This window comes from Pseudomonas sp. S2_C11, assembly GCF_054668395.1.
Genome location: NZ_CP162765.1, coordinates 2,655,307 through 2,678,517 on the forward strand (window position 1 = coordinate 2,655,307; position 23,211 = coordinate 2,678,517).

Sequence of the window (23,211 nt, forward strand, 5' to 3'; positions counted from 1 at the left end):
ACGTTGTGGTGTGTCAGTTGTTGCCCTCACCCTAGCCCTCTCCCAGAGGGAGAGGGAACAGACCGTGATGGCCTCTCGAGTTCTGTCGACGTGATGCATCGGGTCGACGCAAACTTCGACAGCGCTAAAGATCGGCCCCCTCTCCCTCCGGGAGAGGGCTGGGGTGAGGGTAGCTTTTTAGCGGCTACATATCTTCCTCGATATCCAACAGCAAATTCTCCAGCGCTTCTTTATAAGCCCCCGGCTCCTGCCACATCCCGCGCTGCTGCGCTTCGAGCATGCGTTCGGTCATGTCGCGCAGCGCATGGGGATTATGCTCACGAACAAAATCCCGGGTCGCCGGATCGAGCAAATATGCCTCCGCCAGCAACGCATATTGATGGTCGTCGATCAATTGCGTAGTCGCATCGAAGGCGAACAGATTATCAACCGTCGCCGCCAGTTCGAACGCGCCTTTGTAGCCGTGACGCTTGACCCCGTCGATCCACTTCGGATTCGCCGCGCGCGAGCGCACCACGCGGTTCAATTCTTCCTTTAAGGTACGAATCTTCGGCAGATCCGGCTGGCTGTGATCGCCGTGATAACTGGCCGCCGCTTCGCCACGCAGCGTTTCCACCGCAGCGAGCATGCCGCCCTGGAACTGGTAGTAATCGTTGGAATCGAGCAGGTCATGCTCGCGGTTGTCCTGGTTTTGCAGCACCGCTTGCACCTGGCTCAGGCGCTGGCTGAATTGCGCACGGGCGGCCGTGCCCTCGTCGGCACCGCCGTAAGCATAGGCGCCCCAGTTCAGGTAGACCTCGGCGAGGTCTTCGCGCGACTGCCACAGACGTCCATCGATAGCGCCTTGCACCCCGGCGCCATACGCCCCCGGTTTCGCGCCGAAGATGCGCCACCCGGCTTGACGCCGCGCGGTATCTTCATCGACGCCCGACTGCAACAGCGCCTCGCGTTCGGCGCGCACCTTGGCGGCGAGTGGGTTCAAGTCATCCGGCTCGTCCAGCGCGGCCACCGCTTGCACGGCGGCGTCGAACAGGCGGATGAGATTGGCAAACGCATCACGAAAAAACCCCGAAACCCGCAGCGTCACGTCAACTCGCGGACGATCGAGCAGGCTCAGCGGCAGAATCTCGAAATCATCCACGCGCTGACTGCCCGTGGCCCAGACCGGACGCACGCCCATCAAAGCCATGGCCTGAGCGATGTCGTCGCCGCCGGTGCGCATGGTCGCGGTGCCCCAGACCGACAGGCCGAGCTGGCGCAAGTGATCGCCGTGGTCCTGCAGATGCCGTTCGAGAATCAGCGTTGCCGACTGGAATCCGATGCGCCACGCGGTGGTGGTCGGCAGATTGCGCACGTCCACCGAATAGAAGTTGCGCCCGGTCGGCAGCACGTCGAGGCGGCCACGGCTGGGCGCACCGCTGGGGCCGGCCGGGACGAAACGACCGCTGAGGGCGTCGAGCAGACCGCGCATTTCGGCGGGGCCGCAAGCGTCGAGGCGCGGGGCGACGACTTCGCGCAGATGGTCGAGTATCGAATCAACCTCAGCCCAACCCGCCCCTTGTGGGAGCGAGCCTGCTCGCGAACTCGGTGTGTCATTCAACAATGATTTACCTGACGCACCGCTTTCGCGAGCAGGCTCGCTCCCACAGGGGACATTCAGTGCTTGGAAGATCAGGTCTGCGGCGAAGAGTTCGAGGCGTTCGCGGGTGTCGCCGGCGGTGCGCCAGACTTCTTCGCTGATGGCCTGCAACTCGATCGGACACGGGCCATTCCAAGGATCGGCCAATGCACAATCCAAGGGGTCGAAGCCCAACTCAAACGCCTTGGCCAACGCTCGCAACAAGCTCGACTGCGCGCCTTTACCGTCACCGCGCGGGATGCGCAGCAACGCCAGCAAGGTGTCGATACGCAAGCGCCCGCTCGGCGATTCACCAAAAATGTGCAACCCATCGCGAATCTGCGATTCCTTCAGATCGCACAGATAAGTGTCGAGACGCGGCAACCAGATCGCCGCATCGGCATCGCTGTCCAGCGCGGCATCCAGTTGCAATTCGCGGTCGATTTGCGTGTCCCGCACCAATTGCAGAATGTCGCGCTGCAACTCGCGGGCACGGCGCGGATCGAGCAGTTGCGCCTCGTAATATTCGTCGGCCAGCAACTCCAGATTGCGCAGCGGCCCATAGGTTTCGGCGCGGGTCAGCGGTGGCATCAGGTGGTCGATGATCACCGCCTGCGTGCGCCGCTTGGCCTGGGCGCCCTCGCCCGGATCGTTAACGATAAACGGATAGATATTCGGCAACGGCCCGAGCAATGCGTCGGGCCAGCAGTTTTCCGACAGCCCAACACCTTTGCCCGGCAGCCATTCGAGATTGCCGTGCTTGCCGACGTGGATCACGCCGTGGGCGCCGTAGGTGTTGCGCAACCAGAAATAGAACGCCAGATAGCCGTGCGGCGGGACCAGATCCGGGTCGTGATACACCGCGCTCGGATCGACCTGATAACCCCGGGCCGGCTGAATGCCGACAAAGGTCAGACCGAAGCGCAGACCGGCGATCATCAGGCGACCGTCGCGGCACATCGGATCATTGTGTGGCGATCCCCAACGCTCGACTACCGCCGCGCGATTCGCCTCCGGCAACGCGTTGAACATTGCCAGGTAATCGTCCATCGCCAGGCTCTGCTGGCACGGGCGCAGGTCGAGACTGTCGAGGTCGTTGCTGACACCACCGAGCAATTGCTGGATCAGCTCGGTGCCGCTATCGGGCAACTCGGCCGTGACTGGATAACCCTCTTCGCGCAAAGCGCGCAGGATGTTCAGCGCCGCCGCCGGGGTATCGAGGCCGACACCGTTGCCGATGCGGCCGTCGCGGGTCGGGTAGTTGGCGAGGATCAGCGCGATGCGTTTTTCGCCATTGGGCACCCGCCCCAGAGCAATCCAGCGCCGCGCCAGTTCGGCGACGAAATCCATGCGTTCAGGTTGGGCGCGATAACAGACCACATCGGACTGGCTGCGCTCGCTGCGCCAGGCCAGATCCTTGAAGCTGATCGGGCGGCTGATGATGCGTCCGTCAAGTTCGGGCAAAGCAATGTGCATCGCCAGATCGCGCGGCCCGAGGCCCTGCTCGCTGTCGCGCCAGCCAGGCTCGTTGTCCTGGGCGCAGATCGCTTGAATCACCGGGATGTTGCGGCGAAACGGGCGCAGATGCGGCGCCTCGGGACTCGATTGGGCAAAACCGGTGGTGTTGAGAATCACCCCCGCCTCGACTTCATCCAGCCAGTCCTCGACCACCGACAAGCAACCGGGTTCTTTCAGACTGGCCACCGCGATCGGCAGCGGATTGAGCCCGGCTGCCTGCAAACGCTGACAGAACACATCGATGAACGCCGTGTTCGCCGCCTGCAAATGCGAGCGATAAAACAACAGCGCCGCCACCGGTTGACCGGGCAGCCATTCGGCTTGCCAGTCACTCAGGGCAGCGCTGTTTTTCTGTGGGTGATAAATCGCCGTGCGCGGCAGGGTTTGCGGCTCGTTCCACGGGTAATCGCGGGCGAACCATTGGTCGCCCAGACAACGGAAGAAATCCAGCGCATTGCCCATGCCGCCCTGACGCAGGAATTGCCAGAGTCGATCGCGCACGTCGGCGCTGACCGTGCTCAAGTCACTGAGCTCGGGGTCCGGGCGGTCATCGCCGGGCACCAGAATCAGTTGCACGCCGCGTTCGGACAACTCGACCAGCCGCTCGACACCGTAGCGCCAATAGGCAATGCCGCCATGCAGGGAGATCAGAATGACCTTGGCGTGGCGCAGCACTTCGTCGACATACAGATCGACCGAGGCATGATTCTGCACCTGCATCGGGTTGGCCAGACGCAGGCTCGGATAGTCATCGGGCAGTTGCTGCGCAGCCTCCGCGAGCAGCGCCAGGCTGGAATCGCCGCTGCACAGGATCACCAGCTCGGCGGGGGTTTGTCCGAGGTCGGCAATGTTGTCATCCGAGACGAATCCGCCGGGCTGGGTCCTGAGCAGGTGCATGGCTTAAACGCTGAGCGCAGCGCGCAATTGCGCTTCGAGTTGTGCCGCATCAAGCTCCTGACCGATCAGCACCAGACGCGTGACGCGCGCTTCTTCGGCGCCCCACTGACGGTCGAAATGCTTATCGAAACGCGTGCCCACGCCCTGGATCAACAGGCGCATCGGCTTGTTCGGAATCGCCGCGAAGCCTTTGACCCGCAGGATGCCGTGCTGCACCACCAGTTGCGTCAGCGCGTCGAGCAGCAAGCTTTCGTCGGCTTGCGGCAATTCGATGGAGATCGAATCGAAGGCGTCGTGATCGTGGTCGTCGTCATCACCGTCGTGATGGTGATCGTGGTGACTGTGGCGGCTGTCGATATGCTCCTCAGAGCCGGCGCCGAGGCCGATCAGCACGTCCAGCGGCAGGCGGCCATTGCTGGCTTCGATGATTTTTACCGCTGGCGGCAGCTCTTCGGCGACTTCAGCACGCACGCGAGCCAGATCTTCCGCGCTGGTCTGGTCGGCTTTGTTGAGGATGACCAGGTCAGCACTGGCCAGTTGATCGGCGAACAACTCGTGCAGCGGCGACTCGTGATCAAGGTTCGGATCGAGTTTGCGCTGGGCATCGACCTGATCCGGGAACGCGGCGAAGGTGCCAGCAGCGACGGCCGGGCTGTCGACCACGGTGATGACTGCATCGACGGTGCAGGCACTGCGAATTTCCGGCCACTGGAAGGCTTGCACCAACGGCTTGGGCAGAGCCAGGCCGGAGGTTTCGATGAGAATGTGATCAAGGTCACCGCGACGGGCGACCAGTTCGCGCATCACCGGGAAGAATTCTTCCTGCACCGTGCAGCAAAGGCAGCCGTTGGCCAGCTCATAAACGCGGCCGCTGGCCTCTTCTTCGGTGCAGCCGATGGTGCATTGCTTGAGGATTTCACCGTCGATGCCCAGCTCGCCAAACTCGTTGACGATCACCGCGATGCGCCGGCCCTGAGCGTTATCGAGCATGTGCCGCAGCAGCGTGGTTTTGCCCGAACCGAGGAAACCGGTGACGATGGTGACGGGGAGTTTGGCCAGTGTTTTCATCGGTATGCCCTTTGGCAAGCGGCGGGCATACGGGACGAGAACCGGCAGCGCGCATGCACGCCGGAAGCATTCGCCACCGGATCACCCCGCCCGGTTGTAGTGAGAATCTGTGACGAGGCAGGTCTCCTGGCTGACGGCGTTCAGGCGTTGGGCCTGGCGTCCATTGCGCCTTCCCGCTGGCTCATCGGTTGAGCTGGCAGTGGCGTGGCAACGAACATCACCGTTCACAGTTGCGGGGGCAGCCGCGGCTTTGACCGCGTTCCCTTCTTAGCTTCGGCGAGTGCCGAAGAACCTCGAAAGCGCAAGGCTACGCATGGGTCCGTCGTGGGTCAATGGTCGGTGAGTCTGAAACTGGGGGTATATCCGTTGCTGCGGTAACGGCTTCTTATGGTTTCGCTCTTACAGCGAGTCCCTTTTTCAAACGCCAAAAAGGAACCAAAAGGCTTTGCCCCGGCGTACGGCCCGCTCGCTGGGGCTCGGGGTACCTTCGTTACGGGACCGATCCGGGCGCAGCGGCTACGGTTTGCTTCGCTGCACCTCCTTCCGCTGTGTACGACTGCGTCGTACGGTCGCTGCGCTCCCACCCCCGGATCGATCCCGTAACGAAGCCTGCCGAAGGGGCAAAAGATCAAAAGCCAGAGCAAAAGCAAAGGCAAAGGCAAAAGCAAAAGATCGCAGCCTTCGGCAGCTCCTACAGTTGGATCGCGCACCAGCTCAAGAACAGGTCGGCTGTCAGGCCGCCTTCGCGAGCAGGCTCGCTCCCACAAAAGCAAAAGCAAAGCAGCGCAGCTGCCCGCGGCGAAGCCGCCCCACTCAACAATGAGCGTTAGCTCGGGTGCTCTTGATCTTGATCCACCGGCGACGTCGGAAGGCTGAGTGGAGGGATTGATCCGGGCGTGGGAGCGCAGCGACCGTACGACGCAGTCGTACACAGCGAGTGTAGGTGCAGCGAAGCAAACCGGAGCCGCTGCGCCAGGATCAGTCCCGGAGCGAAGGAACCCGAGCCTGCGAGGGCCGAACGTAGGAGCAAGCCTTTTTGGGTGCTTTTTCGGCGTTTGGAAAAAGTGCCTCGCCGTAAGGGCGAAACCGTAATCAGCAACACCCGCAGCAACGGATATACACACAAAAACATCAGAAAAATCCCCCACTGCAGCACCGAAAACTCCCCGGAAATTGACTAAAAACCCAAACCCATGTTCTCCTGCCCACCTTGTTACGGGTGCCCTTCACAGGGTGAAACGGGAAACCGGTGAATCATGTGCTTTACTCAAAGCCATGTCAGTCCGGTGCTGCCCCCGCAACGGTAAGCGAGCGAAGCGTCAGATCCACTGTGCCCCGGCATGGGAAGGTGATGCTTGCAGGTCGGCGACCAGCCAACCCCTCGCGAGCCCGGAGACCGGCCCGCAACACCCAGCGCGCGCAAGCGCCGCTGAACACAAACAAACCCGCGGTGGGCGGGCGCTGTTCGAAATCCCTGCGTGCCCGGCCCGCAGGGATTTTCATGCGCTCTGTTTACCCGCTGACATTTCAGAGGGAAGCGCTATGTCGATCATCAGTAACACCGTCAGCCACACTGACCACATCTCCAGCAGCACCACACTCGGCCAACGCGTCGCCGCCGCCCTCTTCGCCTCGATCCTCGGTGCCAGCCTGGTCTGGTTCGCCGGTTTCTCGCACATCGAAGCGGTGCACAACGCCGCCCACGATACCCGCCACAGCGCCGCGTTCCCGTGCCACTGAGGCCTGCCGAAATGATCAAGCGTATCGCGCAAACCGCAGGCTTCACCGGCTTGCTGGCCGCCCTGCTCCTGACCCTGCTGCAGAGTTTCTGGGTATCGCCACTGATTCTGCAGGCCGAATCCTTCGAGAAATCCGAACCGGTCGCGCAAGTCCACGAACACGCCGCCGGCACCGCCGCCCACAGCCATGATGGCGAAGCCTGGGAGCCGGAAGACGGCTGGCAGCGCGTGGTCTCGACCACTGGCGGCAATCTGGTGGTGGCGGTGGGTTTCGCCCTGATGCTCGCCGGCCTGTACACCTTGCGCGCGCCGACCAAGACCTCGCAAGGGCTGCTCTGGGGTCTGGCCGGTTACGCCACGTTCGTTCTCGCGCCGACCTTGGGCCTGCCACCTGAATTGCCGGGCACTGCGGCTGCCGATCTGGCATCGCGGCAGATCTGGTGGATCGGCACCGCCGCTTCGACCGCGGTCGGTCTGGCACTGATTGCCTTCAGTCGTCACTGGCTGATGAAGCTTCTCGGTGTGGCGATTCTCGCCGTGCCGCATGTGATCGGCGCGCCGCAACCGCAGGTGCATTCGATGCTCGCTCCAGAGGCACTGGAAACCCAGTTCAAAATCGCTTCGCAGCTGACCAACGTCGCGTTCTGGCTGGCCTTGGGCCTGATCAGTGCATGGTTGTTCCGCCGCAAAAGCGCAGGCCCATATCAGGCATGACCGATGACCGCGCAGCGCCGACCCTCGTGGTCGGCCTCGGCTGCCAGCGGGGCTGCCCGGCCAGTACGTTGCGTGCGTTACTCGATCAAGCGTTGCAGGCGCACCGCATCGAGCTGCGAGCGGTCAAGGCTTTGGCGAGTATCGACCTCAAGCGCGACGAACCGGGGTTGCTGGAACTGGCCACACAATTGAACCTGCCGCTGCAGTATTTCAACAGTGCCGAACTGGCGCCCTATCAGCAGCGCCTCAGCCATCAATCGCAGATCGCCTTTGAGCGCACCGGCTGCTACGGCGTGGCGGAAAGCGCCGCGCTGGCGCTCGCCGAGCAACTGATTCAGGCGCCGGCGAAACTGCTGATCCACCGGCAGAAATATGCGCAGGCCACGCTGGCATTGGCCGGCGCTGCATAAAATCCCGATAATCCCCGCCATCGATCATGAGCACGCTTCATCTGCAGTGTGCCTGCGCCTCTTCACAAGGATTCAACGATGACCGTCTACTTCATCGGCGCCGGCCCCGGCGACCCGGAACTCATCACCGTCAAAGGCCAACGGCTGATTCGCAGCTGCCCGGTGATCATTTATGCCGGTTCGCTGGTACCCGCAGCGGTGCTGGAAGGTCATCAGGCCGAAATCGTGGCCAATAGCGCTGAACTGCATCTGGAACAGATCATCGATCTGATCAGGACTGCCCATGCCCAAGGCCAGGATGTGGCCCGTGTGCATTCCGGAGACCCAAGTCTGTACGGCGCGATTGGTGAGCAGATCCGCTACTTGCGTGAGCTGAACATTCCTTTCGAGATCATTCCGGGCGTAACCGCGACGGCGGCATGCGCAGCGCTGCTGGGCGCCGAGTTGACCCTGCCGGACATTTCGCAAAGCGTGATCCTGACCCGTTACGCCGACAAGACCGCGATGCCCGCCGGCGAAGAACTGGCGAGCCTGGCGCAGCACGGCGCGACCATGGCCATTCATCTGGGGGTCAATCATCTGGAAAAGATACTGGTTGAACTGCTGCCGCATTACGGCGCGGACTGCCCGATTGCCGTTATTCACCGCGCGACATGGCCGGATCAGGACTGGGTGGTAGGTACATTGGCGGACATTGCCGCAAAGGTCGAGGCCAAAAGCTTTCGGCGTACGGCGCTGATTCTGGTCGGGCGGGTGCTGGGCAGCGAGGTGTTCAGCGAGTCTTCGCTGTATCGCGCCGGGCATGCGCATCTTTATCGGCCTTGAAGACGCCTTCGCGAGCAGGCCCGCTCCCACAGGTCATTGCATTTCAATGTGGCAGCGAGCCTGCTCGCGAATGGGGCGGCAAAAGTTGCCCATAAAAAAACGGCGCTCACGGGGCGCCGTTTTTCATGATCGCAGCGAACACCTTAGTAGTAGGCGTTTTCTTTCTGCGTGTGGTCGGTCACGTCGCGAACGCCCTTGAGCTCCGGAATGCGCTCGAGCAAGGTGCGCTCAATGCCTTCTTTCAAGGTTACGTCAGCCTGGCCGCAGCCCTGGCAACCGCCGCCGAACTGCAACACGGCAATGCCGTCCTCGACAACATCGATCAGGCTGACCTGACCGCCGTGACTGGCCAGCCCCGGGTTGATCTCGGTTTGCAGGTAATAGTTGATGCGCTCGTTGACCGGGCTGTCGGCGTTGACCATCGGCACCTTGGCGTTTGGCGCCTTGATGGTCAGCTGGCCGCCCATGCGGTCGGTGGCGTAATCAACGACCGCGTCATCAAGAAACGCTTCGCTGAAGGAATCGATGTAGGCGGTGAAGCTTTTCAGCCCCAGCGCGGTGTCTTCAGGCTTCTCTTCGCCCGGCTTGCAGTAGGCAATGCAGGTTTCGGCGTACTGGGTACCAGGCTGGGTAATGAAAACGCGGATGCCGATGCCCGGGGTGTTCTGCTTGGAGAGCAGATCGGCCAGGTAATCATGGGCGGCGTCAGTAATGGTAATAGCGGTCATAAAAACTCCTCGCAGGCGTGGGCGCAGTTTACGCCAATCGGCGCGGCTGACAAAGTCCTAGTATTTTTGTCGGGAAAGAATCTCGTAACACGCCTGCGAATCATCAAAGGTTCTCGTACCGATTCATATCCAGCACGCCCTCTTCCACCGGGTCGGTTTCGTGGATGTATTGGCTCAGATCGTGGAAATACAGCCAGAACTGCGGGTGACTGCGCCGAATGCCCCAGCGTTCGACGATCTTTTCGAACCGATTGGCATCCTTGGCATTCTCCATCGCATCGACAAACGCCGGCACCTGCTCGGCCGGGACGTTGAACATGAAATTCGGGTAACTGGTGAGTACGCCCGGATAGACAGTCAACGTGTCGAGCCCCGGCTGATAGCGCAGCGACTCACCGAGCAAAAACGCCACGTTGCTGTGGGCGCGGTTGCGCAGCACGCTGTAGACCTCGCGCTTGCCACTGGCGGTTTCAACGCGCAGCAAGGTCGCTTCGGGCAACTGGTCGATGACTTTCAACCCTGCGGCCGGGCGCGAGGCCAGACGGCTCAGGGCCTGCTCGGCATCCTGCAACGCCGGATCGATATTCGGTCGCGAGCAATAAGCGCCGTCGCAGCGATTGATCGGGTCTGGCCGCGCGTTCAGATCACCGTAGCGCGCCAGCAACTGCATGGCGAAATCATGTTTCGGGTCTTTTTCGTCGAGTTTCAGCGCGGTCGGTTTGTCGTCATCGATGGCCTCGTAATCGAGCCACATCTTGAACTGGCCGCCGTCCTGGTACCAATCGTTGAGGTAGTCCTCGCGCGAGTCGGCGGGCATCAGGCGCAGGAAGTTCTGCTCCGCGCCGTTACGGATCAGATCGAAATACAGACGGGTCTGCGCCTGATGGGAAACGTTGCCGAACACGTCGAAATTGACCGCGAGCTGGTAATAAGTGCGCTCCAGCAGCGGATAGTCGAACAGCCACATGGTTTGCGGCACCTCACCGATAAGCCCCTTGGTCACCGAAGCGCTGTCGAAATGGCGGAAAATGCTCAGCAAGGCGTTGTCGTTGCCGGCCCACAGCGTCGACCAGCTCGGCGCCGGCAGATCGGCATAGCTGTCACGGCGCAGTGCCTCGTATTCGTTGCGCTTGTCGCGATAGTTGCGCCACAGACTCAGCACGCTGCCGACATCGTCGTTCTGCCCCGGCATCGCCAGCAGCGGCGTGGCCTGGCCGCGGTAGTTCGGGTCGGTGATATAGAGATCATGTTCCGGCGCCTGGAACAGCGCCCAGAAGTTGTCGCGGATCACGTCGGTCGCGATCTGCCCACGGCACACCGGGCCGCGAATGAAGGTGCGGACGAAGTATTCGGCGTTATCGAGCATGAACTGATAGCGCGCCTGCGCCGGAATCGCTTCGAAAGTGGCAAACGGATTGGCACGGCTTTGCGGGCCGTAACCCGGCAGCGCGTTGACCTGCCAGTTGCCGCTGTAGAACAGGCTTTTGATCCGGGCCATTTTCGCCGCGCTCAGCGGATAAGTGATGTGCGTCTTGTGCACGATCACCCCTTGCACCGGCCACATGCGGTAATACACCTGCGTGCCCGGGTCGTCGTTGGGGCGGCGAGTGGCGATCAGATCAATCGGCTGGCCGCTCGGCGTGCGCGAACGCACCCACTGGAAATAATGCCCCGGCTCGCCGTCCTTGAAATAGATGTGCGCCAGATACCAGTGCTCGAACAACCAGCGCCCGACCAGACTTTGCCGAGCACCGGGAGCATTGAGCAGGTTCTCCCACTGCAGGATCTGCATGGCCTCTTTGGCACTCGGCGCCAGGCTCTGTTCGTCGATCGGCGCGCCAGACGCCAGCCAGCGCTGCAAGGTCTGGTATTGCTGGTCGGTCAGGCCAGTGACCGCCAGCGGCATGCCCTCTTTCGGGTGCGCGCCGGCATATCCGTCGAACTCCGCAGGCATTGCGCATAGATTGTTGCGATTGAGCCCAAGAACAATCTCTTCTGGCAGTTTGGCGTTCGGCGTCAGCGGCGTCTTGTGGCCGAGTTCAAGCATGCGTGCCATCAGCGCGGCCTGGCTGCCCTGGGCATCGAGTACCGAATAGAAGTCTTTCTGCTGCCAGGCGCGCTTGCCGAAGGCGTCGTAAAACAAGCGCGTGGTCGGTGCAGCCTGGGTGCGTTCGCCGTCATATACCGGCATCTTGCTCGCGCCACGGGCGGCGCCTTCGCCACTGCCGAGATTGAGCTGACAGGCCGAGTCATAGCACGCATGGCAGGCTACGCACTTCTCGGTGAAGATCGGTTGGATATCTCGGCTGTAGGAGATGGAAGAAGAAATGGCGGGATCTTGCGCCGCAACGCTCCCGCTCAGGACCAGCAACCATAAACTGATGAAGCGGTGCGGCATGCTGCTGATCTCGATGATAAAAAAAGGCTGCGATTCTACCGTTATGACGCTCGTACCAACATGAGCGATATTCATGCAAAAGCTGCACATGCTCCAAAAGCGCACAGGTTTGCTATGATCGCGCTCCTTCGTAATGGTCTTTCCGAGTAGTCCACATGTCCGATCGCAGCGTCCGCCTTCAAGCTCTCAAGCAAGCCCTCAAAGAGCGCATCCTGATTCTCGACGGCGGGATGGGCACGATGATCCAGAGCTACAAGCTCGAAGAACAGGATTATCGCGGCAAGCGCTTCGCGGACTGGCCGAGTGACGTCAAGGGCAACAACGACCTGCTGGTGATCACCCGTCCGGACGTGATCGGCGGTATCGAAAAAGCCTATCTGGACGCCGGCGCCGACATTCTCGAAACCAACACCTTCAACGCCACGCGCATTTCCATGGCCGATTACGGTATGGAAGAGCTGGCGTACGAGTTAAACGTAGAAGGCGCACGTCTGGCGCGCAAGATTGCCGACGCCAAGACCGCCGAAAACCCGGCCAAGCCGCGCTTCGTGGCCGGCGTGCTCGGCCCGACCAGCCGCACCTGCTCACTGTCGCCCGACGTCAACAACCCCGGCTACCGCAACGTCACCTTCGATGAATTGGTGGAAAACTACACCGAAGCCACCAAAGGCCTGATCGAGGGCGGCGCCGACCTGATTCTGATCGAAACCATTTTCGACACCCTCAACGCCAAAGCGGCGATCTTCGCCGTACAAGGTGTGTTCGAAGAGCTGCACCTCGAATTGCCGATCATGATTTCCGGGACCATCACCGACGCCTCCGGCCGAACCCTGTCGGGGCAGACTACCGAAGCGTTCTGGAACTCGGTAGCGCACGCCAAGCCGATTTCCGTAGGCCTGAACTGCGCCCTCGGCGCCAGCGAACTGCGCCCGTACCTGGAAGAGCTGTCGAACAAGGCCAGCACCCACGTTTCGGCGCATCCGAACGCCGGCCTGCCCAATGAATTCGGCGAGTACGATGAACTGCCCTCGCAAACCGCGAAAGTCATCGAAGAGTTCGCCCAGAGCGGTTTCCTCAACATCGTCGGCGGTTGCTGCGGCACCACGCCGGGGCACATCGAAGCGATTGCCAAAGCTGTGGCCGGTTATGTGCCGCGGCAGATTCCGGACATTCCCAAGGCCTGCCGCCTTTCGGGTCTGGAGCCGTTCACCATTGATCGCAGCTCGCTGTTCGTCAACGTCGGCGAGCGCACCAACATCACCGGTTCGGCAAAATTCGCCCGCCTGATCCGTGAAGACAACTACACCGAAGCCCTCGAAGTCGCGCTGCAGCAGGTCGAGGCCGGCGCGCAGATCATCGACATCAACATGGACGAGGGCATGCTCGATTCGAAGAAGGCCATGGTCACCTTCCTCAATCTGATCGCCGGCGAACCGGATATCTCGCGCGTGCCGATCATGATCGACTCGTCGAAATGGGAAGTCATCGAAGCCGGCCTCAAGTGCATTCAGGGCAAGGGCATCGTCAACTCGATCAGCATGAAAGAAGGCGTCGAGCAGTTCATCCATCACGCCAAGCTGTGCAAGCGCTACGGCGCTGCGGTGGTGGTGATGGCCTTCGACGAAGCCGGCCAGGCCGACACCGAAGCGCGCAAGAAAGAGATCTGCAAACGCTCCTACGACATTCTGGTCAACGAAGTCGGCTTCCCGCCGGAAGACATCATCTTCGACCCGAACATCTTCGCCGTCGCCACCGGCATCGAAGAACACAACAACTACGCAGTCGATTTCATCAACGCCTGCGCCTACATCCGCGACGAACTGCCGTATGCGCTGAGCTCCGGCGGCGTGTCCAACGTGTCGTTCTCGTTCCGTGGCAACAACCCGGTGCGTGAGGCGATTCACTCGGTGTTCCTGCTCTACGCGATCCGCGCCGGGCTGACCATGGGCATCGTCAACGCCGGTCAACTGGAGATCTACGATCAGATCCCGGTGGAGCTGCGCGACGCGGTCGAAGACGTGATCCTCAATCGCACCCCGGACGGCACCGACGCCCTCCTCGCCATCGCTGACAAGTACAAGGGCGACGGCAGCGTCAAGGAAGCCGAGACCGAAGAATGGCGCAACTGGGACGTCAACAAACGTCTGGAGCACGCGCTGGTCAAGGGCATCACCACGCACATCGTTGAAGACACCGAAGAATCCCGCCAGTCGTTTGCGCGGCCGATCGAAGTGATCGAAGGCCCGCTGATGTCCGGCATGAACATCGTCGGCGACCTGTTCGGCGCCGGCAAAATGTTCCTCCCGCAAGTGGTGAAATCCGCCCGTGTGATGAAGCAGGCCGTGGCGCACTTGATCCCGTTCATCGAACTGGAGAAAGGCGACAAGCCGGAAGCCAAGGGCAAGATCCTCATGGCCACAGTCAAGGGCGACGTGCACGACATCGGCAAGAACATCGTTGGCGTGGTGCTTGGTTGCAACGGCTATGACATCGTCGACCTCGGCGTGATGGTCCCGGCCGAGAAGATCCTGCAGGTCGCCAAAGAAGAAAAATGCGACATCATCGGCCTTTCCGGCCTGATCACCCCGTCGCTGGACGAGATGGTCCACGTTGCCCGCGAAATGCAGCGTCAGGACTTCCATCTGCCACTGATGATCGGTGGCGCGACGACGTCGAAAGCGCACACTGCGGTGAAGATCGAGCCGAAGTACAGCAACGATGCCGTGGTCTACGTGACCGACGCCTCGCGCGCCGTCGGCGTGGCGACACAGTTGTTGTCCAAGGAGCTCAAGGCCGGTTTCGTCGAGAAGACCCGCCTGGAATACATCGACGTGCGCGAGCGCACTTCCAATCGCAGCGCCCGCACCGAACGCCTGAGCTATGCCGCCGCCATCGCCAAGAAGCCGCAATTCGACTGGGCCAATTATCAGCCAGTGGTACCGACCTTCACCGGCAGCAAGGTGCTCGACAATATCGATTTGAACGTGCTGGCCGAGTACATCGACTGGACGCCTTTCTTCATTTCCTGGGACCTGGCCGGCAAGTTCCCGCGCATCCTTGAAGATGAAGTGGTCGGTGAGGCCGCCACTGCGCTGTACAAGGACGCCCGGGAAATGCTCACCAAACTGATCGACGAAAAGCTGATCAGCGCCCGTGCGGTGTTCGGTTTCTGGCCAGCCAATCAGGTCAACGAAGACGACATCGAGCTGTACGACGATAACGGCAAGCCATTGGCCAAGCTGCATCACTTGCGCCAGCAGATCATCAAGACCGACGGCAAGCCGAACTTCTGCCTCGCCGACTTCGTTGCGCCCAAAGACAGCGAAGTCACCGACTACGTCGGCGGCTTCATTACCACCGCCGGCATCGGCGCCGAAGAAGTGGCCAAGGCTTATCAGGACGCTGGCGACGACTACAACTCGATCATGGTCAAGGCCCTCGCCGACCGCTTGGCCGAGGCCTGCGCCGAATGGCTGCACCAGCAAGTGCGTAAAGAACACTGGGGTTACGCCAAGGATGAAACCCTCGACAACGATGCACTGATCAAAGAGCAATACCGTGGCATCCGCCCCGCTCCCGGCTACCCGGCCTGCCCGGATCACACCGAGAAAGCGGCACTGTTCACCCTGCTCGATCCAGAGGCTGCGGAAATGCGCGCCGGGCGCAGTGGCGTGTTCCTCACCGAACACTACGCAATGTTCCCCGCCGCAGCGGTCAGCGGCTGGTACTTCGCCCATCCGCAAGCGCAATACTTTGCGGTGGGCAAGATCGACAAGGATCAGGTGCAAAGCTACACCGCACGCAAGGGACAGGATCTGAGCGTGACCGAGCGTTGGCTGGCGCCGAATCTGGGTTACGACAGCTGAGGCTTGTTGCAAGCCCGATCCGGTAGTTTGCGACTCCCGGATCGGGTCAGCTCCTCAGTCCCGACGCGAGGACGGCCCCGGTTGCGGTGACGCCGGGCGTGTCTGCGAATCCCCTGCAGCGACCCGCGCAAGGTTTACCAGTTCCTGGCGAGACAGCTCCTTGAGTTTGTCGGTGCGTGCCTGCGCCAGCTCGATTTCCAACTGGCTCATCGCTTCCACGTACAGTCTTCGCGAGTCCTCGTCGTTCCACTTGTCTGGATGCGCATCCTCGACTTCTTCCTGACGATGTGTGGCGCAGCGTTCAAGCTCATCGAAGATGGCGGCGTGTCGGTCGCGCATGTAGCGAATCCAGTAATCGCGGGCAATCAAGTCCTCGAGGAACAGGTCTGACGCTTCGTCGGCCAGCACAGAAGCGCGTGCCTCGCTCAGCAGTTGTCCCTCGATCGGTGTCCTGTACAACATGTGATCCGGTTGCGCAGGCAGCTCTAACCCGTCGGGCCAGCCGCGCGTCATGCCGATTCGGTACTGCAGACGGATTTCGGCCCGATCCTGGAACCTGCCAGCTGCTTCCGCCAGCCTGTCGACCCTTTCCAGTCGGAACAGGCGCCGCGTCAGCTCGACCAACGCCATGCCGCGCTGATCAGGCAGATGGCGTGGGATGTCGCGCAATGCGGTGTATTCATAGACCCGCGTTTCCAGCTCACTGAATGACAGTATTCGGCCATCGGGGCAAGTGCCGTGAGTCGCGGAGTTGAAGAAGAGCAACTCGCGCAACTCCGTGTTTTCGCTTGCCGCTTCTATCACCCGCCATACCCGTTGCGTCAGATCAGCGCCCGACACACTGAAATCGGCAGTGTCGTGCAACATCGACAGCAGGTGAAAGAACGCCTCATGGTTGGGTTCGCGCGCCAATTGCAGCCATAGCGCTTGCCGCGTTTCGCGCGTCTGGGTCCGGGTGTAATTGAGCCAGGTGTTCATTGCCTGCTCATCTACGTCTTGCTGCGGATTGGCGATGATTTCGTCTGCTTCTACGGCTTCATGCCTGTCCACGCGTCCGGCACCGCCGGCATTACTGTCATCGCTATCGCTACTGTCGGAATCAAAAGGCGTATCGGGCTCGCTTTCGGACGTCGCTTCATACTCGGTAATTGCGCGCTCGAGAGATGCAAACGAATACCCCATGACGCCACGGTTCGCGTTAGCCGCACTGTAGTCCCTGAGCTGTTCCAGACTCTCGAGAGGCAGTCGGTTTCCGCGCAGGTCGGTGCCTGCCACCAGTCGCTCATGGTTGCCATCCAGCAGCGTGTCGGGAAATAGGGAAATACGGTTGCCAAGAAGATTTAGAGTTTGCAAATGCTCCAGTGCCTGTACCCCATCAGGCCAGTGGCTTATCGAATTGAGAGACAGATTCAGGCGCTCGATCCGGGTGAGTGCGCTGGCGTTGAATTGGCTCAGTTGGTTATGACTCAGATCCAGCGAACGCAGGCGATTGCCCATTTGCTGCAAAACGCCAGGCGCTTCAGCAAAATGGTTAATGCGTAGCTCCAGATGCTCCAGCCTCTGCAATGTACCGACAGCCTCCGGTAGCCCCTCCAGATTGTTGGAGTTAAGCACCAGCGTGGTCAGTTCAGGGAAAGCGCTGCAAAAATCATTCAGGCTCTGCAAGGAAAACCCTACCGAAGTCAGGTCGAGCGTTCGTACTTGCGTAAACGCGTTCGACAGAGGCGGCAACTCAACAATGTGCAAGCCGCTGAGGTCGAGCTTGCGACCCGCTTCTTCGGTATGACGGGTCAGTCCATCGACCCAGCAATCACGGATTCTCATCGCCGTGAAGACTCTGTCTTGCGTCGAAACCCTCGCGGCCGCCGGCTTGAAGATCCAACCGTTCAACTGACGCGTCAGCGCCTCGTCACTCTCTCGCCAGTCCTTGATCCGGGCATCAATCTGCGCTTCATCCAACCCTGCGCCGCTCAACCGCGCCATACAGTGCTGGGCCTGTTCCTGGGAAAGATCCGGATTCAATTCCCGCAACCGCCTGACCAGACCTGCGCTACCTTCAGCCGCAGATGACGCAGTACGCAGCGGTAACAGAAACTCGTGGATCCGGGAAAACGCGGTGCCTGGCACCGAGGTGTTCGCAGCGACCAGGTAGCCGGCCGGCTGACTTTCATAGCTTTTCAATGCACCTCGAGGCAAACCGTTGCTCGCCTCGATACGCCCGCGCGCCGTCGTCAGAGCTGCCTCTGCCTCAGCGCTGAACGGGTTCCCGGTCAGATGGCTCTTGAGCAATACGCTGTCGATGGCAAGAACGCGCTCGGGCAGCGAATCGAGGCTGTTGTCTCGCAGATCCAGCCACTTCAACCCGGACAGATTTTCCGCCCCCGCTGGCCACGTTTGAAGGCTATTGCCACTCAAATCCAGCACTTCGAGCTTCGGCATGGCCGTCACGTCCAGCGCCGTCAAACGGTTGCGCCGCAAGTTCAGAAACTCAAGCGCCTTGAGCTCGGCGAACTGGCTTTGAATTTCCCCCGTAGAGGTGATCTGGTTGCTGGACAGGTCCAGCCGCGTCAGCTGCGCAAAATCCGCCGGTTTCACCGGCAACTCGGTCAATCCGCAGCCTGTGATTTGCAGCGTCCGCACGCCGCTGAACGCTTGCAGAAAAGCCTGAATCTGTCCAGCCGGCACGTTCAACCGATCCAGACGTAAGGTCTGCACATGGGAAAATGTACCGGCCGGCAATGGCACAAGCTCGCTGATGGCCGCGCCATGGTTCAAACCGTCTGTGTCAGACAGCTCGAATACCAGAGAATCGTCCCCCAGGTCGAGCAGGCGATAGCGTTTGCGTACGCTCGCGCGCCAGTTTTCCTCAAGCTCACGCACCACCGCGCTGTTCGGCGGCGACTGCCAGCGCGGCTCGCGTGCAGCGCCACGCAGGCCATCGGACGTCGTCGGTTGATAAAACCGGCGGAAGATCCCGGCGTGTTCCAGGCGCAGCAGTTCGATCGCTTTCAACCGGGTTTCCGGGGTATTCCAGACAGTCATGATGTGCTCAGGCAACGGATCGAGAAAGCGGCCTTCACCCGTGAGGAATTTCAGTTCACCGAGGCAGTACTGGCGGACCATCAAGTTCAGGTCCATCAGATGCCCCATGGACCCCGAATAATTTTTGACGTACTCGAATGCTGGTTTGAATGCCTCATGGGAGAAGTTCGACCAATTCAGTGACAGGCCCGCCCACAGTTTTTCATGGCCGGTATAGAGCGCTGGAGGAATGGAAGCGATTGACGTCCGAAACAGATCCAGCCTCTGCAGCTCGGGAAGCGCTTGTACCGATGCTGGCCATTGCGTCATGCCGGGTGCTTCGATCTTGAGTCGTTTCAGGTGTTTGAGCGCGGCCAATTCCAGTGCCGGCGGGTTCTCGTCAATGAATCCTTGAAAATCGAGTTCAAGGGCTTCGAGCGAGGTCAACATTTTCACCCGCTGAGGAAAATCTGTGGCCATTGCCGGGGCCGAGGTCCTCAGCTTGAGCGTTTTCAATGAAGGCATCCTGGCTAAGCTTGCGGGCAGAGAGGACAGCGACTGCTGGTGCATACCCAAATCAAAATAACTCTCGCGCTCACCCAGCGAGAGTTTTTCCAGGCCGGGAAACAGGGCAAGAAAAGCGTCGGCATTGCCATCAGTAATACCATCTCCGCGAAGGGACAATTTACGCACGTGGGAAAAGTCTGCTGTCAGCGCGGGCAAAGCATCGTAAGTCACCAGGCGCAGTTGATCCGCATTGGGCACTTCATCGACCAAAAGGGCATTGCGCCAACTGGTTTTAAGCGCTTGCGCGACCAGCAGATTCTGAACAGTACCGGAAGGTTCCCAGGGAGCCATCGCGTTGGTCCCCGCCCACTCGTCCAGTGTTGCCTCAAGTTGTTGCCACTCTTCGCGTCGCGACTGCAACCACCGAAAAATCTCCCGGTTGTTTCTGCCCGCACGCACCTGCTCAAGGATCAATCCACTGGCCTGCTGATCGGTGAGGCCCGGGTAGAGGTCGCGCAGGTCGGCAACCAGATTGCGCTCCAGCCAACCCGCTCTTCCGCTGGCGGGATAGCCGATCAACGCTTCGTTTACCCGTACCGGCGGTCTCATCCACTGCGCTGGCTGTTCCAGCAATGCGGCCGCCATGCCGTGGTGCTGGTCAGCGTGGGCGATGATTTTCTTTTGCAGTTCGGCCGACTGACTGACCTCGGGCACCCCCAGGGCGCGCCGCGCGTGATCCGGCAGAGCGTGCATGAGAGAGGCATAAAAGTTGTCGCCGTGGCGTGGCAGGCTGTTGAGCGTTTCGCCTCGGTCGTTGAATGCCTGAAATTGCTGGCCGCTTTTGATCAGGTACTTTCTCTCGAAGGCCGTCTGGCTGCCAATGCTCTCAAGCAACGGACCGCTGTCGCTGCCCTCGCGTATTTCAAGGCGCAAGTTGTCCGGCCAGCCGGGCAACCGTTCAAGCGTGTGCAACGCCAGGCATCGACTGTCCGCCGAGGCAATATTCTCGCTGCGCAGCCCCGCATATGCCCGCACCTGCCGGCTGCGGCGCGCATACCAGCGAGCTTCCTCCAGCATGCGCAGCGGTATGGGACGAGTTGAGCCGAGCCGTTGCAGTTCATCCGGCCGCGCCTGCGCCAGCACTTGCTGTGCAGCTGACTCACTGAGTCCCGGACAGGCGTTCTGCAATTGCCTGACCTGATCGGCGACAGGCTCGGTGCCCTGATAAATACTGTCGTAAATGGCCGATTGGCGGGTTTGGGCATAGGCCGCAATTTGCTTGGCGAGTTCTGCAGGTCTCGCTTCTCGAACCCGCGCACCTTCACCTCCGAGCAGGTGGACGATTTCCGATTCATCCAGTCCGCCCAGAACAAGCTGCGGCAGGTCGCCGCTGAGGACGTCCGCCCGGGAAATCCGGATCGGTGCCTTGCCCCCGACACCCCGCACCCGATATCCGCCGCCATACTTGACGGATCTGCCGGTCAGTTGCGTCCCCTCAAAGACTTCCAGTACGCGATTGGCCGGCCAGCGCGGCATGTCAGTGACCAGTGGCAGGGCATACAGATACTTGTCATCGACCGGCGCCCCACCCTCCAGTTGCTCAATGACTTGCGCGGCTTGTGCATCGGTTTTCAACAAGCGCATGGCCTGAATCAGCTCCGGTGGCGGCACTCCATGGTCGAGGTGCATCTTGCGCAACATATCGTCGCTGACGCCGCTGATATCCATCGCTTTGAGCAGCTCCGTATCGGATAGCGGCTCGCAGATGTGGCCCATGCGCCGCAACAGCGTCAGACGATCCCATTCCAGAGGACGCTCCAGGGTATGGCGCCACGCTCCATGGCCATTACTTTGCAGAACAGGTTGATAGGCTGCAGGATCGGTCGGGTGCTTGATGCGCCACTGGTTGATCGAGTCGTCGAAGACCTGCTCATACACCTTGTTGTCCTGACGGATCCAGGTTTTGCCATCCACCGCATACTGCCCGGAAGGATTCGGGGTCAAGTGTGCGTCAAGGACAACAGCGGCCTCGTAGCCGCTGAGATCAGGTTTCCACAGGCGGGTTTCGCCATTGGGTAACGTGACCGGACTCAACTGTTCGATGACCGGTACAGCCCTGGCGGCCGAGAACTTCCTTACACCTGCTCCAACACCCGCCATCACGGCAACCTGAGCGAGATTCTCGGCCACGTCGACCAGGTGACCCCTGGCGGCCCTGCGATCACCTTCACTCCACTCGATAGCGCCTTCAAGGGTTTCATACAGCAGTTGTCCCGCCATCACGACCATCATTGTTTCGCCCAGCACAGGCACGAACATCGACACCAGATTCAAGCCCAGCATGCCGATCTGCATCAGATGGGCCAGTTTGGCATCTCGTGCGTTCGCATCGACATCGGCAGTGGGTACCGCGTGGCTTCGCGCGTCGGCCAACACCTTGGCGCGATTCTGCGCATAAAGGTATTGCCACAAGTCCTCGTTGGGCGCCCAAAGCCCCCTGCCCTTGCGTTCGACTGTCGAAGGCGCGATGTACGGATCAACCGCCGGCTCCCACTTGACTGTGCGTTCGGGTGGAACCTGTTCGATGGTGGTGAATGTAAAACCACCGGTAAAACCCTGTACGAAGGCCAGCCAAGGGGAACGCAGAACGTCCCAGGCATCGCCAGGTGAGTCGGCTGCCTTTTGCCTGAACTGGCTGAAATAGTACGGGCGCTGATCATAGGGCAGGAACTGACTTAAAAAACGCTGGTATGCGGTGGGCTCTGCGCTGGTCTGTTGCGACGCATCACGTGCAGTGAGCAAGCGCTTGAGCTCTTCGCGCATTTGCTCGAACGTGTAGCGCTTGAGCGGATGTTCCGGGTCGTTGGGGATGTAAAGGATCAGTTCATCGGTGTAACGGTATTTTTCGCAGATGACGAAAGCCACGCACCCGGTCAGCCTTTTTTTCATCAGGCCGAGGTCCTGGAACCAGACTTGCTTGCGCCCCATCCACGGGTGCATTTCGCCGTCGATGACCGAGAGGATCATCGCGTGATCTGCCGCCTCGATGTCATTGCGCAATAGCGCCTGTTCGGCTGCAGCGCGCATCGCTGCCTTCTGGCTGGCGATGAAGCGTTCGCTGAGCACCGCCTCTGCCACCGCGTCCCGCGGATGGAAAAATTCCTGCAGGTACGTCTGGTATTGCTGACCTATATCCAGAGTGCGGCAAAGGCGCAAAAACTGGCTGACCGTGAGGCCTGTGTCGACGTGCTTGAATGTGTCCGCAGCAGGCGTCGCCACAACAAAACCGGAGCTCGAATGATAGGTCCCCTCGCATTCGTCAGCTTCGAAGTTGTGCAGCGAGGCTTCCAGCAGCGTGATCTTGAGAACCTCGAACGAGGCCAATACGGTTCTCTGAATACCCATTTCGACCGGGCGCCGTAAACATAACAGGGTTTTGTCTACATCGATTTCCAGCGCGTATTGGTCCTTCAAGGCTTTGATCAATAACGGCCTGGCGAATGTTTCGACATCCACGAATTTCGCCATGCTCTTGTCGAGACTGTTCTGGGCGATAACGCTGGCCTTGAAAGTCTCGTCGAGGGTTTTACGTTGGGCCGGCGTCGCATGCTGATACCAGGCCGGTAACGCGGTCGGGACCGCCTTGAGCGCTTCGCGCCGATGCGGCAAAGCGCTGGTCAACCATTGCGGGATCGATGTCTCGAGAAACTCGCCGTGCAGGCTTTGTGTTGCGATGAGTTTTGCAGACCGGTTGGGGGCTGCCTGCTGAGCGGTGGACGCAGGCTGCGTCGACACTGGTTCGGGGGGGATAACGTTCATGGTCACTCCTTTTTGATGGAGCGGTCAGCAAACCATGTCACGTTATCGCTTCTGCGTTATTCGGGTATCGCTCAAACTTGTCC

The 23,211-nt window shown here is 60.6% G+C and carries 10 protein-coding genes and 2 riboswitches; of the genes, 5 read left to right on the top strand and 5 right to left on the bottom strand.

Features of this window, described 5'->3' with window-relative positions; all coding sequences use genetic code 11:
- Positions 1–184 precede the first annotated feature (184 nt).
- On the bottom strand, positions 185–4,033 hold the full coding sequence (gene cobN / locus AB4N48_RS11980) for a cobaltochelatase subunit CobN (RefSeq protein ID WP_460095494.1): 3,849 nt from the start codon (positions 4,031–4,033) through the stop codon (positions 185–187).
- 3 nt (positions 4,034–4,036) lie between these two features.
- Entirely contained in the window at positions 4,037–5,101 is a 1,065-nt protein-coding gene (gene cobW / locus AB4N48_RS11985) for a cobalamin biosynthesis protein CobW (RefSeq protein ID WP_024012737.1), read from the bottom strand.
- A gap of 99 nt (positions 5,102–5,200) precedes the next feature.
- A riboswitch (cobalamin riboswitch) is annotated at positions 5,201–5,412 on the bottom strand.
- Between the two features lie 889 nt (positions 5,413–6,301).
- A riboswitch (cobalamin riboswitch) is annotated at positions 6,302–6,520 on the top strand.
- Positions 6,521–6,643: 123 nt separating this feature from the next.
- Between cobW and AB4N48_RS11990 the strand changes: the two genes are divergently transcribed.
- From AB4N48_RS11990 to cobM, 4 genes are all read left to right on the top strand, one after another.
- The gene (locus AB4N48_RS11990; RefSeq protein ID WP_016774486.1) at positions 6,644–6,841 is read left to right on the top strand and encodes a CbtB domain-containing protein; all 198 of its coding nucleotides are present in this window, start codon (positions 6,644–6,646) and stop codon (positions 6,839–6,841) included.
- Between the two features lie 11 nt (positions 6,842–6,852).
- Positions 6,853–7,554, top strand: coding sequence for a CbtA family protein (locus AB4N48_RS11995; protein WP_122751413.1), 702 nt, complete (start codon positions 6,853–6,855; stop codon positions 7,552–7,554).
- A complete protein-coding gene (locus tag AB4N48_RS12000) occupies positions 7,551–7,964 on the top strand; it encodes a cobalamin biosynthesis protein (RefSeq protein ID WP_122507089.1) in 414 nt (137 codons plus the stop codon). The genes AB4N48_RS11995 and AB4N48_RS12000 overlap by 4 nt, the downstream gene beginning before the upstream one ends.
- Before the next feature lie 78 nt (positions 7,965–8,042).
- On the top strand, positions 8,043–8,789 hold the full coding sequence (cobM, locus tag AB4N48_RS12005; protein WP_460095495.1) for a precorrin-4 C(11)-methyltransferase: 747 nt from the start codon (positions 8,043–8,045) through the stop codon (positions 8,787–8,789).
- 143 nt (positions 8,790–8,932) lie between these two features.
- Here the strand turns inward: cobM and nfuA are convergent, their stop codons facing one another.
- A complete protein-coding gene (gene nfuA, locus AB4N48_RS12010; RefSeq protein WP_003225494.1) occupies positions 8,933–9,517 on the bottom strand; it encodes a Fe-S biogenesis protein NfuA in 585 nt (194 codons plus the stop codon).
- A gap of 103 nt (positions 9,518–9,620) precedes the next feature.
- A complete protein-coding gene (locus AB4N48_RS12015) occupies positions 9,621–11,915 on the bottom strand; it encodes a fatty acid cis/trans isomerase (RefSeq protein WP_460095496.1) in 2,295 nt (764 codons plus the stop codon).
- Between the two features lie 155 nt (positions 11,916–12,070).
- Here AB4N48_RS12015 and metH point away from each other — a divergent pair, with 155 nt between their 5' ends.
- Complete coding sequence (gene metH, locus AB4N48_RS12020; protein ID WP_460095497.1) at positions 12,071–15,781, top strand: methionine synthase; 3,711 nt, start codon at positions 12,071–12,073, stop codon at positions 15,779–15,781.
- 54 nt (positions 15,782–15,835) lie between these two features.
- On the opposite strand, the gene AB4N48_RS12025 is transcribed toward metH, so the two are convergent.
- Positions 15,836–23,128 carry a dermonecrotic toxin domain-containing protein gene (locus tag AB4N48_RS12025; RefSeq protein WP_460095498.1) on the bottom strand — a complete coding sequence of 2,431 codons (7,293 nt, stop codon included), beginning with the start codon at positions 23,126–23,128 and terminating at the stop codon, positions 15,836–15,838.
- Between the last annotated feature and the right edge of the window lie 83 nt (positions 23,129–23,211).

Coding starts and splice junctions, on each gene's coding strand:
- cobM (WP_460095495.1), top strand. CDS start 8,043: ATGACCGTCTACTTCATCGGCGCCGGCCCCGGCGACCCGGAACTCATC.
- AB4N48_RS12015 (WP_460095496.1), bottom strand. CDS start 11,915: ATGCCGCACCGCTTCATCAGTTTATGGTTGCTGGTCCTGAGCGGGAGC.
- AB4N48_RS12025 (WP_460095498.1), bottom strand. CDS start 23,128: ATGAACGTTATCCCCCCCGAACCAGTGTCGACGCAGCCTGCGTCCACC.
- AB4N48_RS12000 (WP_122507089.1), top strand. CDS start 7,551: ATGACCGATGACCGCGCAGCGCCGACCCTCGTGGTCGGCCTCGGCTGC.
- cobW (WP_024012737.1), bottom strand. CDS start 5,101: ATGAAAACACTGGCCAAACTCCCCGTCACCATCGTCACCGGTTTCCTC.
- nfuA (WP_003225494.1), bottom strand. CDS start 9,517: ATGACCGCTATTACCATTACTGACGCCGCCCATGATTACCTGGCCGAT.
- cobN (WP_460095494.1), bottom strand. CDS start 4,033: ATGCACCTGCTCAGGACCCAGCCCGGCGGATTCGTCTCGGATGACAAC.
- metH (WP_460095497.1), top strand. CDS start 12,071: ATGTCCGATCGCAGCGTCCGCCTTCAAGCTCTCAAGCAAGCCCTCAAA.
- AB4N48_RS11995 (WP_122751413.1), top strand. CDS start 6,853: ATGATCAAGCGTATCGCGCAAACCGCAGGCTTCACCGGCTTGCTGGCC.
- AB4N48_RS11990 (WP_016774486.1), top strand. CDS start 6,644: ATGTCGATCATCAGTAACACCGTCAGCCACACTGACCACATCTCCAGC.